This window comes from Vibrio sp. B1REV9, assembly GCF_905175395.2.
GTDB classification, from domain to species: Bacteria; Pseudomonadota; Gammaproteobacteria; order Enterobacterales; family Vibrionaceae; genus Vibrio; species Vibrio alfacsensis.
Genome location: NZ_HG992746.1, coordinates 1,358,043 through 1,373,067, shown reverse-complemented (window position 1 = coordinate 1,373,067; position 15,025 = coordinate 1,358,043). Strand labels below are relative to the sequence as shown.

General features: G+C 45.0%; 8 protein-coding genes and 2 pseudogenes. 8 read left to right on the top strand and 2 right to left on the bottom strand.

Features of this window, described 5'->3' with window-relative positions:
• Window positions 1–163 precede the first annotated feature (163 nt).
• Both malQ and KHN78_RS20155 read right to left on the bottom strand, forming a co-directional pair.
• Window positions 164–2,344, bottom strand: a complete 2,181-nt coding sequence (gene malQ, locus KHN78_RS20160) for a 4-alpha-glucanotransferase (protein ID WP_211918488.1) — start codon at window positions 2,342–2,344, stop codon at window positions 164–166.
• Between the two features lie 117 nt (window positions 2,345–2,461).
• Window positions 2,462–4,915 (bottom strand): glycogen/starch/alpha-glucan phosphorylase, encoded by a 2,454-nt coding sequence (locus KHN78_RS20155; protein WP_211918486.1) that lies wholly within the window; start codon window positions 4,913–4,915, stop codon window positions 2,462–2,464.
• 568 nt (window positions 4,916–5,483) lie between these two features.
• On the opposite strand from KHN78_RS20155, the pseudogene malT reads away from it, so the two are divergent.
• The 8 genes and pseudogenes from malT (at window position 5,484) to sstT (ending at window position 14,941) form a co-directional block, all read left to right on the top strand.
• A pseudogene (gene malT, locus KHN78_RS20150) lies at window positions 5,484–8,191 on the top strand (HTH-type transcriptional regulator MalT).
• Window positions 8,192–8,863: 672 nt separating this feature from the next.
• Entirely contained in the window at window positions 8,864–9,781 is a 918-nt protein-coding gene (locus KHN78_RS20145; RefSeq protein WP_211918484.1) for a DUF368 domain-containing protein, read from the top strand.
• 164 nt (window positions 9,782–9,945) lie between these two features.
• Complete coding sequence (locus KHN78_RS20140; RefSeq protein ID WP_211918482.1) at window positions 9,946–10,371, top strand: hypothetical protein; 426 nt, start codon at window positions 9,946–9,948, stop codon at window positions 10,369–10,371.
• A 9-nt stretch (window positions 10,372–10,380) separates the two neighbouring features.
• Window positions 10,381–10,995, top strand: a complete 615-nt coding sequence (locus tag KHN78_RS20135; protein WP_211918480.1) for an SCO family protein — start codon at window positions 10,381–10,383, stop codon at window positions 10,993–10,995.
• Window positions 10,982–11,449, top strand: a complete 468-nt coding sequence (locus KHN78_RS20130) for a copper chaperone PCu(A)C (protein WP_211918478.1) — start codon at window positions 10,982–10,984, stop codon at window positions 11,447–11,449. Before KHN78_RS20135 ends, KHN78_RS20130 begins: the two co-directional genes overlap by 14 nt.
• 121 nt (window positions 11,450–11,570) lie before the next feature.
• The gene (locus KHN78_RS20125) at window positions 11,571–11,885 is read left to right on the top strand and encodes a glucose PTS transporter subunit EIIB (protein ID WP_211918476.1); all 315 of its coding nucleotides are present in this window, start codon (window positions 11,571–11,573) and stop codon (window positions 11,883–11,885) included.
• 243 nt (window positions 11,886–12,128) lie between these two features.
• A pseudogene (gene rsgA, locus KHN78_RS20120) lies at window positions 12,129–13,205 on the top strand (ribosome small subunit-dependent GTPase A).
• Window positions 13,206–13,720: 515 nt separating this feature from the next.
• Window positions 13,721–14,941, top strand: coding sequence for a serine/threonine transporter SstT (gene sstT, locus KHN78_RS20115; protein ID WP_211918474.1), 1,221 nt, complete (start codon window positions 13,721–13,723; stop codon window positions 14,939–14,941).
• Window positions 14,942–15,025: the final 84 nt, after the last annotated feature.

Genomic DNA, 15,025 nt, shown 5'->3' with positions numbered 1-15,025 from the left:
CTATGAATAAAACCGCGTCAAAAAACAAAAATGCCCGCTATTGTTGCGGGCATAATAACGGTACTCCATCCTAACGGATTGTGCCGATTTTTTGAGTGACCTAGGCTGTACTTTGCCACCTCAGTATCATTATTTTTACCAATACTCAGTCACTCAATCCATCTTATTTGCTCGCTTGCGCTCGCACTTCCGTTAAACGTTTTGAAATACGATTGACGTCTTCACGGCTGAAGATTTCATCTAGGTTCATCGACAGTTTACGACGCCAGTTTGGATACTCATCAACAGTACCTGGTATGTTGACTGGTTGCTCCATTTCTAGCCAGTCTTCTAACTGAACGCTGAGCAGAGCAGAATCGCCAGCAGCAACGTGCAGTTGAAGCGCTTCACTCAAGAAAGAGTCCATCGGAACATATTGAGCGTCATGACCAATATTCTCAGGCAAGTAACCGTGCCAACGAACGCTGTCTAGGATGCCTTGCTTACACTTAAGACGGTCATTAAACAGACCTTCCAGTTGCTGCTCATCTGGGTATAGACCGATCTCACGGCCCATCTTCAAGTCATCGCAGTGCCAGAAGCCACGTAGGGTCGGCATGTCATGCGTACACAATGCAGACATCGACTGCTCGGCGTAATGCTTAGGAGAAATAAAGCCGCCATCGTCTTTTGATGTTTCGAAGAAAAATACCTTGTAAGAATGCACGCCAGCATCACGTAAGATATCTACGATCTCATCTGGCACCGTCCCCAAATCTTCACCGATAACAGAACACTGATGACGGTGTGACTCAAGTGCTAGAATCGCTAGCATGTCTTCTACTGGGTAGTACAGGTATGCACCTTCTGTCGCTTTCTCACCTTTTGGAATCCACCATAGGCGTAAAAGGCCAAGCACATGGTCAATACGCAGCGCACCGCAATGCTTCATGTTAGCGCGAAGTAGCTTAACGTATGCATCGTAACCCGTTGCTTGCAGCACTTGTGGGTTAAGCGGTGGTAGACCCCAGTTTTGACCAAGAGGGCCAAGAATATCTGGTGGCGCACCGATGCTTGCATCCATCACAAGGTTACCCTCATCGGCCCACGTCTCACTGCCCGAATCTGCAACACCAACGGCAAGGTCACGGTATAAACCTACTGACATGCCTTTTTCTTCCGCTAGTGCTTGCGCTTCTTTGATTTGATCGTCTGCGATCCACTGTAGGTACATGTAAAGGTGAACGCGGTCTGCATTGTCTTTGATGTATTTCTGAGTGGCTGCAGAGTCGAACGTGCGGAATTTCTCTGGGAATACTGGCCAACCCCAAACGCTTGAATCTTCAGCGTGCAATTCACCATGTAGCGCATCAAATGCGGCTTGATGAAGTAGGCTTTCGCCGCCAAGCTCAACGAACTCTAGGAACGCACGAGCACGATCCGTATTCTTGTCTAGATGACGCTCCTTGAACTCACTAAATAACAGCGGAAGAATGCTCATTTTGAGCTCAGACACTTCGGTGTAGTTCACCCAGTGTGATTCACGTGCTTTTTGCAGACGCTGTTGGAACTCAGCGCTGCCAACACGTTGCTGAGCTTCTGCACTTAGTGCGAATTCAGGCACAGAACTAACATCGATATACATGATGTTCAACCAACGACGAGAAGACGGGCTGTATGGGCTTGCACCTTCTGGATTCGCAGGGAACAACGAGTGAATAGGGTTCAAACCGATGAAGTCACCGCCACGAGATGCGATATCGCTTACCAACTGCTTAAGGTCGCCAAAGTCACCGATACCCCAGTTATGTTGAGTACGCAGTGTGTAAAGCTGAATGCTTGGGCCCCATAGCTTTTTGTGTTGGTTTAGGTCTTCTTGTTTGAAACACGCTTTAGGTGTGATGATCAGCGACATTTCGTAAGGGGTCTTGCGACGCTTACGGCTGATGATCAGTTTGTGGTAACCCCATGCCAAGTTCTTTGGCAATGCAAACACTAGAGGGCCACCCTCAGCACGTTCATCACGAACAATTTGCGACTGAAGATAGCCTTCAAGTACCTCTCCTTGTTCTGTTTCTAAACGCCAGCTAAATTCGCTCTCGCGAGCACTCGTACCTAGGTTTAGTTCCACTTCGACTGGTTCGCCGTCGCGTAAAACAAGAACAGGGGCTAGTACGTCTTTCTTATGTTTTTTCTCAGCAGAAGCCAATAGCTTCTCATCGCTGCTAGTATCGTAGCCAAGTGAAGTGAGCAAGCGGCGCAGTGTTTCTTCAGAAACTTTTGCCTCGTCTCCCCACGCGCTGACGTAGCTATCAGCTAATCGCGCCATGTCTGCGACTTTCTTTAGTGCTGTTTGTTCTTTCATCGCTTTCTCCGAAGGTAATACCAACACCTTCCATGTAGGGTTTTATTGTTATCAATAACTAATCTTTGAAAATGACCAAAGGTAGCGCTCGGCTACCTTGGTCTTAACTGGGTTCTATTAGCGTTTCACCGCTTCAAGTTTCCAGATGTTGTTCACGTAGTCGCGGATAGAGCGGTCTGATGTGAACTTACCAACTAGGGCAGTGTTAAGAATCGCTTTCTTAGCCCAGCCTGCTTGGTCTTTGTATTGTTTGCCCATTTCTTCATGCGCTTTCACATAAGATGCGAAGTCAGCAAGACATAGGTATGGGTCACCGCCATCTAGTAGGCTATCGAATGTAGCACGTAGTAGGCCTGGTTGACCTGGCGTAAACTCTTCACCTGTTAGTAGGTCTAGAGACGCTTTCAGTAGGTGATCTGCGTTGTAGTAGTCGTAAGGGTTGTAGCCAGCTGCTTTAACCGCTTTCACGCCTTCAACATCAAGACCGAAGATGTAGATGTTCTCGTCGCCCACTTCTTCACGAATCTCAACGTTCGCGCCATCCATCGTACCGATAGTAAGAGCACCGTTAAGAGCCATCTTCATGTTACCTGTACCAGATGCTTCTTTACCCGCTAGCGAGATTTGTTGTGAAACGTCTGCTGCAGGGATGATGATCTCAGCCATGCTCACGCGGTAGTCAGGGATGAATACCACTTTCAGTTTGTTACCGATGCGAGGATCGTTGTTGATCTTCTCTGCAACCTTGTTCACTGCGAACATGATTTCTTTCGCTAGGTGGTAACCCGGCGCTGCTTTCGCTGCGAAGAAACATACGCGTGGCTCACACTCGAAACCCGGTTCGTTCAGGATGCGGTGGTATAGAGACAGAATGTGTAGCAGATCTAGGTGCTGACGCTTGTACTCGTGCAGACGCTTGATTTGAACGTCGAAGATAGCGTTAGTATCTAGCTCAATACCCATGTTATCTAGAACCCAATCAGCAAGACGCTGTTTGTTTTCTTTCTTAACAGCCATGAATTCTTTTTGGAATTTTGCGTCTGTTGCGTATTTAGCAATGCCTTCTAACTGCTCAAGTTTTGCTGGCCACTCAGAACCGATCTTATCTGTGATTAGCTTAGAAAGACCTGGGTTACAGAACTTCAACCAACGACGTGGCGTGATACCGTTCGTTACGTTGTGTAGACGAGTTGGGTACATTTCGTGGAACTCTGGGAATAGGTCTTTCTTAACCAATTCAGAGTGAAGTGCTGCTACGCCGTTAACTGCGTAAGAGCCGATAACACATAGGTTAGCCATGCGAACCATGCGGTTGAAACCTTCTTGAATGATAGAAAGCTTCGCTTGCTTCTCACCGTCCCCAGGCCACATCGCTCGAACATCTTGTAAAAAGCGGTGGTTGATTTCAAAGATGATTTCCATGTGACGTGGAAGTAGACGCTGGATTAGCGACTCTGGCCATGTCTCTAGTGCTTCTGGAAGTAGCGTGTGGTTGGTGTACGCAAATGTCTGAGAGCTGATTTCCCATGCTGCTTCCCAAGTCAGACCTTTTTCATCCATTAGGATGCGCATTAGCTCAGGGATAGCAATTGTTGGGTGCGTATCGTTAAGCTGGATAGTCTCTTGCTTCGGTAGATCCGCTAACGAGTAGCCTGCCGCTTCGTGACGACGTAGGATATCGCGTACCGATGCTGCTGAGTGGAAGTACTGCTGCATTAGACGCAGTGTTTTACCTTTTTCGTGGTTATCGTTCGGGTAAAGCACTTTCGTGATGTTACCTGCATCGATCAACGCGTGTTGCGCTTCGAAGTAATCACCATTGTTAAAGCTCGCTAGTGAGAATGGTGCAATTGCCTGACATTCCCAAAGACGCAGAGGGTAAACCGTATCTGATTCGTAACCCACGATAGGCAAATCCCAAGGCATTGCTTTTACAGACATGCCTGGTACCCATTTACGAACTTCTTTACCGTTCTCGTTGACCACTTCAACGTGACCGTAGAAACCGATTTCTTGTGCTAGTTCTGGACGTGCAATCTCCCAAGGGTAACCCTCAACACCGCGCCACGCGTCTGGTGCTTCTTGTTGGCGACCGTCTTTGAACGACTGCTTAAATAGACCGTATTCGTAATGCAAACCGTAGCCGACGGTGGGGAATTCTTGCGCTGCACATGAATCCATGAAACATGCCGCTAGACGACCTAGACCACCATTACCTAATGATGGATCGCGTTCTTCTTCTAGGAGGTCTGTTAGGTTGTAACCAAGTTCAGCCATTGCTTCAGTGATCTCTTCGTAAAGACCCATGCTGATTAGGTTGTTACCAGTCAAACGACCAATAAGGAATTCTAGAGAAAGGTAGTTAACACTTTTCGCATTCTTGATGCGCGGATCTTCTTCTGTAGCAAGCAAGTCACAAGTCGTGAATTCTGCCAGTGCGCGACCCATTGCTAAGTACCATGCGCGGCTGTCTGCATTTTCAATCGTGTGTGCATAAGTTACAGATAGATGTTTCTTCACACTCTCTTGGAACGACTTCTTGTCAAATTGTTTTTGTTGAGTAGGTTTCATTAAGAAATTCTCACGTCATTTAGTAATTCATCTGCCATACATCCTGCATTTCCCACTGTGAATAAACATCCTCCTATTTCTCATCCTTTGTGGGAGGAGGACGGAGGGCGTAGAGGGGGAAAGCGTGTAAAGTTAGTGATCCAAATCTCAACAAGGCTACTTTGAGCACTTTTCTTAGTGATTCGGATCACAGTGAACTCTGGGATTGACTAAATTTTGTTCATGACGTTTTTTATTTTCCTTTTTTAATCTTGTGTAAAAAGTGTCTCATTGATCACATTTCAATTTCTAACATCGATAAATTCTCCGTAATAGATGTGCAACTCGATCTACATCAGATTAATACTTGCGACGTTAAAGTGACCAACATCACAAATAAAGGGCGTAGTTGGTGGCATTTTCAGCAACTCTTGAGAATTAGGAAGTGGATCAAAGTAAGAGGCAATTCTGATGTCGTAACATCCAAAGTGACTCATGTGGCTGTACATTTTTTACACAAAATAAATTTAATCTTGTGAGTCTCTTTTTAAGTTTCGCTAGCTCAAAAAAATTAAGGACAGAATAAATAATGTGGATTCCATCTAAACTGACTCGCCCAGGTCGCCTACATAATGCAATCGTACGACCGCGAGTATTGGACTTACTACAACAAGCGCCTTACTACAAATTAGTGCTATTCCGCTCGCCTGCTGGTTACGGGAAAACCACCATGGCAGCTCAATGGTTATCAGATAAGCCCAATGTGGGCTGGTATAGTATTGACGACAGTGATAACGATGGTTTTCGCTTCGTAAACTACCTACTTCAAGCATTGAATAAAGCCACAAACAACAGCTGCTCAAATGCACAAAAGCTTGCCGAAAAGCGTCAGTTCTCTTCATTACGTTCATTATTTAGCGAAGTTTTCGCTGAAATGTCCGACTTTCAACACGAATGTTATGTTGTTTTGGACGATTACCATTGGTCACCAATGATGAAATTCATGAGTCCATGCGATTTTTCTTAAAGCACATGCCTGACAACCTAACGGTGGTAGTAACAAGTCGTGCAGCACCACCACTTGGTACTGCAAACTTGCGTGTCCGTGATTTAATGATCGAAATCGGCAATGAAATGCTGGCATTCGATACAGAAGAAACCACTCGCTTCTTTAATCAGCGCATCGCCGATGGTATCGATGAAGACATGGCAAACAATCTACGCACCTATGTCGAGGGTTGGCCATCCGCACTCCAACTGATTGCGCTTCAAGCACAACATCAAAATCGCACGCTGGCGCAAACGGTCGAATCTGTATCTCAATTCAATCACGCGCATCTATGGGATTACTTGGTCGAAGAAGTCTTTGATTTACTCGACAACGAAACTCGCCACTTTTTAATGCAAGTGTCTGTTCTCGATCACTTTAATGACGAATTAGTCTTCGCTTTAACTCAACGTGAAGATGCGCTAGGAATGATTGAGTCGCTAAACCGTTATGGTTTATTTATCTATCCTCTAGAGGGAGAGCAGAACTGGTTCCGCTTCCACAATTTGTTTGGTGAGTTCTTATCGCACGAACGTTTAGCCCGCATTCCGCAACAAGAAAAAGATTTACACCGCAATGCAGCGGTCGCTTGGCTAAAACAAAAATCTCCCCACCAAGCTATTCACCATGCGCAGAAGTCGAGCGATACCGACTTGATCGTGGAAATTCTAAACGAATTTGGTTGGAAGATGTTTAATCAAGGTGAGCTGACAACCCTCGAAGAAGCGGTCAACCAACTGGATAGAGAACTGTTATTCACCCACCCTAAGTTATCCATGTTACGGGCATGGTTGGCACAAAGCCAGCACCGCTATAATCAAGTTGGAGAGTTACTGGCAGAGGCAGAAGAAGAGCATCAAAAACGCAATATTGAGCTCGATTCAGGTTATCAAGGTCAAGCGAATGCGCTACTCGCTCAGGTTGCTATCAACAGTAACCAACCAGAGCGTGCATTGGAATTGGCCGAACTGGCACTCAGCCAATTGGATCCCACCGTATATCGTAGCCGCATTGTCGCGACCTCTGTTGTAGGTGAAGTAAACCACGTACTCGGAAAACTCGACCGCGCCCTGCCAATGATGCAGCAAACAGAAAAACTTGCTCGCCAATACCAAGTTTACCATCAAGCTCTGTGGGCAATTCTGCAACAAAGCGAAATCATGATTGCGCAAGGTTACGTTCAAGCAGCATACGAACTGCAAGATTCCGCATTCCGCCTTATCGAAGATCAGCAATTACAACATGTTCCTCTTCACGAGTTCTTACTGCGTATTCGTGCACAAGTGCTCTGGTGCTGGAACCGTTTGGATGAAGCGGAAGAATGTGCATACAAGGGACTACAAATTCTTGAAAACCACTCTCCTAGTAAACATTTACACAGTTACTCAATGCTAGCACGCATTGCAATTGGTCGAGGAGAGTTGGACAAAGCAGGTAAGTTTATCGAACATATCCAACATTTGATGAAGCAATCCGTTTACCACGTGGATTGGACAGCAAACGCATCCCTTTCATTGATATTATTCTGGCAAGCACGCGGTAATACCGAAGCCATTCAAGAATGGTTAGACACTGCCGTTCGCCCTGAATCCGCTAGCAACCACTTTCAACAGCTGCAATGGCGCAATATTGTGCGCGCTCACATCAACTTGGGTCAGTACGATGAAGCTCGTCAAGCACTTACATTTTTGAAAAGTGAAGCTCGCCGAACCAGTTTGATTACCGATACCAACCGAAACCTTGTCGTAGAAGCGGTATTTGCGGCTCGTCAAAAAGATGAAGAGCAAGCCAAAGCGCTGCTAAAAGAAGCATTAGTGATGACGAACCAAACTGGAATGGTCGGCAACTTCTTAATTGATGGAGCAACGATTGGTAGCTTATTAGAGAAACTTAGTCTGCGTCATGATCTTGGCGATCTTGAACGTCACCGTGCACAGCAATTGATGAAAGACATCTCATCGAATCAACGCAGCCGCTCTATTCACTTTGATGAAGACTTCATTGAGAAGCTGGTTAACCATCCAAATGTACCAGAGCTAGTACGCACGAGCCCACTGACTCAACGTGAATGGCAAGTTCTTGGATTAATTTATTCTGGGTTTAGTAACGAGCAGATTGCCCAAGAGCTTGATGTCGCGGGAACCACGATCAAAACGCATATTCGCAACCTGTATCAAAAACTGAATATTGCAAATCGTAAAGAAGCGATCGTTACAGCGGAGAATTTGTTGCAGTTAATGGGTTATTAAACGCGATAAAACCACCATTTACTGAAGCAGATAACCTTACTTTAAATATGGCTTTTAACTAAGGGTTGGCGTTATGCGTCAGCCTTTTTTATAAAAGAGTGCAAATTGCAAAACAGGTAAGAAACATCTTACATATATGTAACTTTTATTTTCGACAGATCATTATTCAAATCATAACCGCGTGCCAAGAGCAAAAAATACGCTTTGAAAGCAACGTCTCAACATAGCATGAATATACAAAAGGCAAAAAAATAGCCAATCGCAATAATCGCGATTGGCTTATGTATGATGTGAACAATGTATATTCACTAACAACGTCAGTTGGCTAGGTGACCCTCGGCTTAAGAAGGGTCGAAAAGAATTATGCATTAACCATGCCAATATTGAAAGTGTTATTTTTGGGCACTAGATCTCATATCAATGACGTTGCACCAGTCAGAATTTGCAATATGCGAAAACAAAATGCAAATCGCAATTGCAATACGAAAATTAGATTGATAAATGATAAATTACTCATAATGAAAAAGTTTCATTATTCGTTCTGTTTATGACCCACGAGAATGACTTTAGTCGCAAAGGTCTTGCCCATTGACTAAGAAATAACGATTTCATACTTTTTTGACAGCAATGTTTGTATACTCACTCCCATCGATATGACTTAGTAATTGAGAAATGAACTATCTAACCACTTTTTTAAAAGGGATAGCCATGGGAGCAGCCGATGTTGTCCCTGGTGTATCTGGCGGCACCATCGCATTCATCACCGGTATTTACGATACACTGCTAGAGAGTATTCGACGCATTAACCCCTCTCTTTTCGGAATCTGGAGAAAAGACGGCTTTAAAGCAGCGTTTAACCACATTAATGGTTTCTTTCTAATCTCGCTGTTTGCTGGCATTTTTACCAGTATCGCCACATTAGCCAAGTTAATTACCTGGCTTCTAGACACCCACCCAATTCCGATTTGGTCATTCTTCTTTGGTCTGATTTTGGTCTCTGTGTACCACATCATTCGCCAAGTTGAAAAGCGCGATGCGGTTCGTTTTATCGCATTATTAATCGGTATTGGTTTTGCCTATAGCATCACGGTACTAAAACCACTTCACATGGAACCAACGGCGATTAACACCATTCTTGCTGGTGCTATCGCGATTTGTGCAATGATCCTACCGGGTATCTCAGGCAGCTTTATTTTGCTACTTATTGGCATGTATGCGCCGGTGCTAGGCGCAGTAAAAGGCTTTGAAATTGATATCCTTGCGCTGTTTTTGATTGGCTGTGTCGGTGGCTTGTTGTCATTCTCTCATCTGTTATCTTGGTTACTCCGCAAGTTCCGTGATCTCACGTTAATGTTCCTAACGGGATTGATGATTGGCACGCTGCCTAAGATCTGGCCTTGGAAAGAAACACTAACATGGCGTACAAACTCGAAAGGTGAACAAGTCCCGTTGCTGCAGCAAAACCTGTCACCGTTTGAGTTTGAACACATCACCTCTCAACCATCGCAATTAGTGATCGCCGTTATTATGATGCTTGCTGCCATTGCTTTAGTGCTTGGCCTAGAAAAGTTTGCAGATTCAAACAAATAAATACGATGAGATTCAATCTGAAGCGGAGCTAAGTGCTCCGCTTTTTTATATCCAAATAATCTCACTAGGCAGGATTCAGCGCACAATTTATCAATATGGAAAGTTTTCACCCATTGTATCTGTGCTAGGATACAGCAATGTTAAGTGTTACGTACTGAATCTTAATGAAAGTGTTAAAAATTGCAGGGATCGCAGCTGCACTCGTAGCGGGTTTTTATGCGCCTACCCTTATCAAACATTTTTCTTCACCACCTGAATTGACTTCACTAGATGGATATTGCCTCCTTTCAACACAAGCATGCGTGCAAGATGATGTCTCAATGACGCTGAGCGTGAATACCGCTCAACCACTCATTCCAGCCCAAATCGAAGTCAACTGGAAAGACAATGGTGCAGACCAACTGGTTCTCAGTTTAGTAGGCCGTGAAATGGACATGGGAAAACCCACATTCATACTAGAAAGAGTATCTTCGGGTAAATTCGTTGGCGACATCACGCTTCCAGTTTGTACACACGGCTCAATGACGTGGTTAGGTGAGCTTTCTGATGGCACCAACACCCTTCACCCAGCCATAAAGATGCAAAGATAAGGAGTCAATATGAGCCGCAATTGGTCTCTGTTTTTGGTCGTCGCATTTGTACTCGGCTTCGGAACCAAAACTTACCTCGATAGCCGAAAGGAAGTAGAAAACCGACAAGAAACCGCTGCTACGCAAAGTGTGTTGTTCGGTGAGGGCAATAAACCTGTCGATATTTTCGATACCAACGATGACCGCATTCGCATTGTCTATTTTGGCTTTACGCGTTGCCCTGATGTCTGTCCAACATCATTAGCCATGCTTGCAGGCGCTCTCAACCAAATTGACGACACGCAAAAAGCGCAGCTTCGACCAATGTTTGTTTCTCTTGACCCAGAGCGTGACGAAGCCGATTCCTCAGCCAAATACGCCCACTACTTTCACCCTATGATTGAGGGTCTCTCTGCCCCACTCGACGTGACGACACCTCTCGCCCATAAGTACGGCGTTATTTTTCGTAAAACAGAACTTGAGGGTTCAGAACTTAAGTACACACTGGACCACAGTTCTTATTTCTACTTTTTGAAGCCTGATGGCACGCTCATAACAAAAGTGCCACATACATTAACGCCTGCGCCGATCGTAAATACGATCTCGCAATTGACTGCCGAAGGAACGAATAATGAAAGCAAATAATGCACTCAAAACTCTGGCTCTTAGTGCCATTCTTCTAAGCCCATTTGCTCAAGCGAACTTAAAAGTCATGCCTCATGAACCTTATGCTCGTGCAATGGCGCCTGGTGCAACCACCAGCGCCGTATTTGTCACATTTGCCAATCGTAGCCAAGAAGACATCAATATTATCGCAGCAGAAACACCGGCGGCAGGTAAAGTGGAATTGCATGATGTCATCACCGATGGTGACGTGATGAAGATGCGCCAAATTGAACGCATCACACTAACCGCAAAAGAAACCACAGAGCTAAAACCAGGTAGCCTCCACATTATGCTATTCGACCTTAAAAAGCCGCTTAATGATGGGGATGAAATCGATGTTACAGTCACTTACGATAACGGCCAAAAGCAAAGCTTTACCGCGCCCGTGAAGAAAGTTATGGCTGGAATGAAAAAGCACGAGCATCACCATTAAGGCTTGCTCGACAAATCAATACAAAGCTCCTCCAACGTGAGGAGTTTTTTGTTCTAAATCAGAGCTAAAACACTGTGCCTACGATATAAACAAAGCCCTGTTGCCAAACGAGCTTCTCACCATGTTAAAAGCCCTTTCTCGTCTTTTTAAAATGCTGACCCAAGTAAATCCTAATCTTGAGCAAGATGTCGACACCATCATACAAGCCATTGGTGGTTTGGAAAATTTGGTCGAAACAGGGGCTTGCGCCACAAGGTTGCGCCTAACACTAAAAGATACTGCCATCGTGGATAGAAGCGCGTTGAAACAGCATGGAGCATATGGAGTGGTGATCATCGATGATCGCCATATCCAAATAATTTACGGCGTAAAAGCCAATACCTATTCACAAGAGATGGAAGAACGTCGAATAAAACACGTATCAAAACGCAAATGAGTTGTATCAATCGAATAACCGCCGCTATACTCCGCTCGTTAATCACCCAACTAAGAGGAAATATGATGATTGTATTAAATAACACTAACTGGGCAGTGAAAGGGTAAACGTCCAACTTTTTCTCGTGGTTAAGCCACGCCCCCTCCTTTCTTTGCCCGGTTTTCACCGGGGTCAGCTCTATGCGAATTAGACCCTTATGCGATTTGTATTAAGGCGCTTTGTTGCGTCTGGGATAATTCAATAATGAATAAAACACATTCTTTTTGTGAAACACTACTTACTCAACCTAACCCATTAAAGCTATTAGGTTGGAAACCCTTTTTTCAACTACAACTGACGTTAGACGATTACGAAGACACGCTTTTCGCGCGAGTGATTGCTCACCATCGCAGTGGCTATGTTGTGGTAAGTGAACAAGGTGAAACCCATTTGCCCATTCATGCTTCGTTGCCTAACATGACGGTTGGCGACTGGGTGATACTAAACCACCAACAACAGTTTTCTCGTTTACTCGAGCGCCGCAGCTTATTCAGTCGTAAAGCAGCAGGCAGTAAAGTCGCCGAGCAACTTATCGCCGCCAACGTGGATACTGTCTTCATCGTTTGTTCACTAAATCACGACTTTAACCTCAGCCGCATTGAGCGTTACTTAACACTCGTTAATGACGCCGACGTCGAGCCCGTTATTGTGCTAACAAAAGCTGACTTATGTGATGATGCTGACGAACTCAAAGCTCAGGTACAAAAGCTCGACCCACTGCTTATGGTAGAAAGCGTTAATGGTCTCAATGAGTCAGACGTCGCCAAGTTAATGAGTTGGTGTGGTGAAGGTCAAACCGTCGCGTTTATCGGCTCTTCTGGGGTTGGGAAATCCACTTTAGTGAACACTCTACTTGGCGAGCAAGAGCAAGCTACTGGTGGTATTCGTGAAGATGACAGCAAGGGTCGGCACACAACCACTTCACGCTCAATCCATCTTCTAGCTTCTGGTGGGATCTTGATGGATACCCCTGGAATGTGAGAGATCCAATTGGCAGATTGCGAAGCAGGCGTGAGTGAGACCTTTGCGGATATTGAAGCACTAGCGGAAAACTGTCGATTCAGTGATTGTCAGCATCAAACGGAGCCGGGTTGCGCAGTTCAAACTGCAATTGAAGATGGCTCATTAGAAATGCGCCGCTTTACTAACTATCAAAAGTTATTGCGTGAACAAGCCCACAATGGAGCCAGTCTCGCAGAGCAGAGAGCGCAGAACAAACAGTTTGGTAAGATGGTGCGCAGTACGATTGATGGAAAACGTAAGCGCCAGCAAGGTTTCTAGCCTGTTATCTTTCAATTATCGATAAAACGAAGGAGGCGAAAGTCTCCTTTTTTCACTCTAAATTGCTGCTCATTAATACCTAGTTACACATAACAACACCACCCTTACCCAAAACAACATTCTGTAAACAATCGTCCTTAGAACAAACAAAAACTAGACACAAAATATTACCAAGCTAAGATGTGTGATATTCAACAGGTGAATCTGCTGGATAAATATACCCAAGTTGTCGTGAAATGCTTAGCTCAGCGAAAATAATTTGGTTTAAGAGACAACAACCACTTCGTTAACCAGTGGCACTCACTCGGTTATCATTGATAGGGTCCATAAACCAAAACCTAATGTTATAAAGTTGAGCCTCATTGTCGAGTCACTTAGGTATAAATAGGAAATTGATAGTCCGTTCTCTTAGTAACGCAGACCCCATATTCAGCTCCTTTTCGTTCAAGGAACATTACCTCCCGGTAATAACTGACGATGTGCCGTTGCTTAGACATAAATTGCAGGAATGAAGTATGCAACACAACAGTCTCGTTGCCCGATATGCTCGTGGCAACCTCGTTATCCAAATCCTCGTCGGTATCGCTTTAGGTATCTTGCTTGCAACCGTCTCACCAAGCCATGCAGAAAGCGTTGGTATGCTTGGTAGCCTATTTGTTGGCGCACTGAAAGCGATCGCTCCTATCCTAGTTTTTATCTTGGTCGCAGCGTCTATCGCGAATCAAAAGAAAAACCAACACACCTACATGCGCCCAATTGTGGTGCTATATCTAGCGGGTACTTTCTTCGCGGCGCTAACCGCAGTAGTACTAAGTTTCCTTTTCCCGACCCATTTAACGCTAGTCACCGGTGCTGAGAGCGCAACGCCACCACAAGGTATCGCTGAAGTCATTCATACCCTGTTATTCCAACTGGTTGATAACCCAGTTAATGCTCTAGTACAAGCTAATTACATCGGTATCCTTGCTTGGGGTGTTGGTCTAGGCTTAGCACTACACCACGCGTCAGCGACAACGAAAGCGGTATTTGAAGATTTGAGCCATAGTGTGTCGCACATTGTTCGCTTTATCATTCGCTTGGCACCATTTGGTATTTTTGGTCTCGTTGCTTCTACGTTTGCAACAACAGGCTTTGGGGCGCTAGCAAGTTACGCTCACCTATTAGCAGTACTGCTAGGTGCAATGGCGATTATTGCGCTAGTAGTCAACCCAGCGATTGTCTTCTACAAAACGAAACAAAACCCGTACCCACTGGTTTTCCAATGCCTACGTGAAAGTGGTGTAACGGCATTTTTCACACGTTCAAGTGCAGCAAATATCCCAGTAAACATGACGCTATGTGAAAAGCTAAAACTTGATGAAGATACGTACTCTGTATCAATTCCACTTGGTGCAACGATCAACATGGCTGGTGCAGCAATCACAATTACTACTCTAACACTTGCGGCTGTGCATACGATGGGTATCGAAGTTGACCTAATGACTGCACTATTACTCAGCATTGTAGCCGCGGTATCGGCATGTGGTGCATCAGGCGTGGCAGGTGGCTCTTTGCTGCTTATTCCTCTTGCATGTGGTCTATTTGGTATTTCAAATGACGTAGCAATGCAAGTCGTAGCGGTTGGCTTTATTATCGGTGTAATTCAAGATTCTGCAGAAACGGCTCTGAACAGTTCCACTGACGTTATCTTTACTGCAGCGGTATGCCAAGCAGAACAGCAAAAAACACAGGCATAAACTAATAATTATAGAATTTAGTCACTAACAGCATTAGACGCTACCAGCGATTAAACAAAAAGGGGGAGCCAATCATCGGCTCCC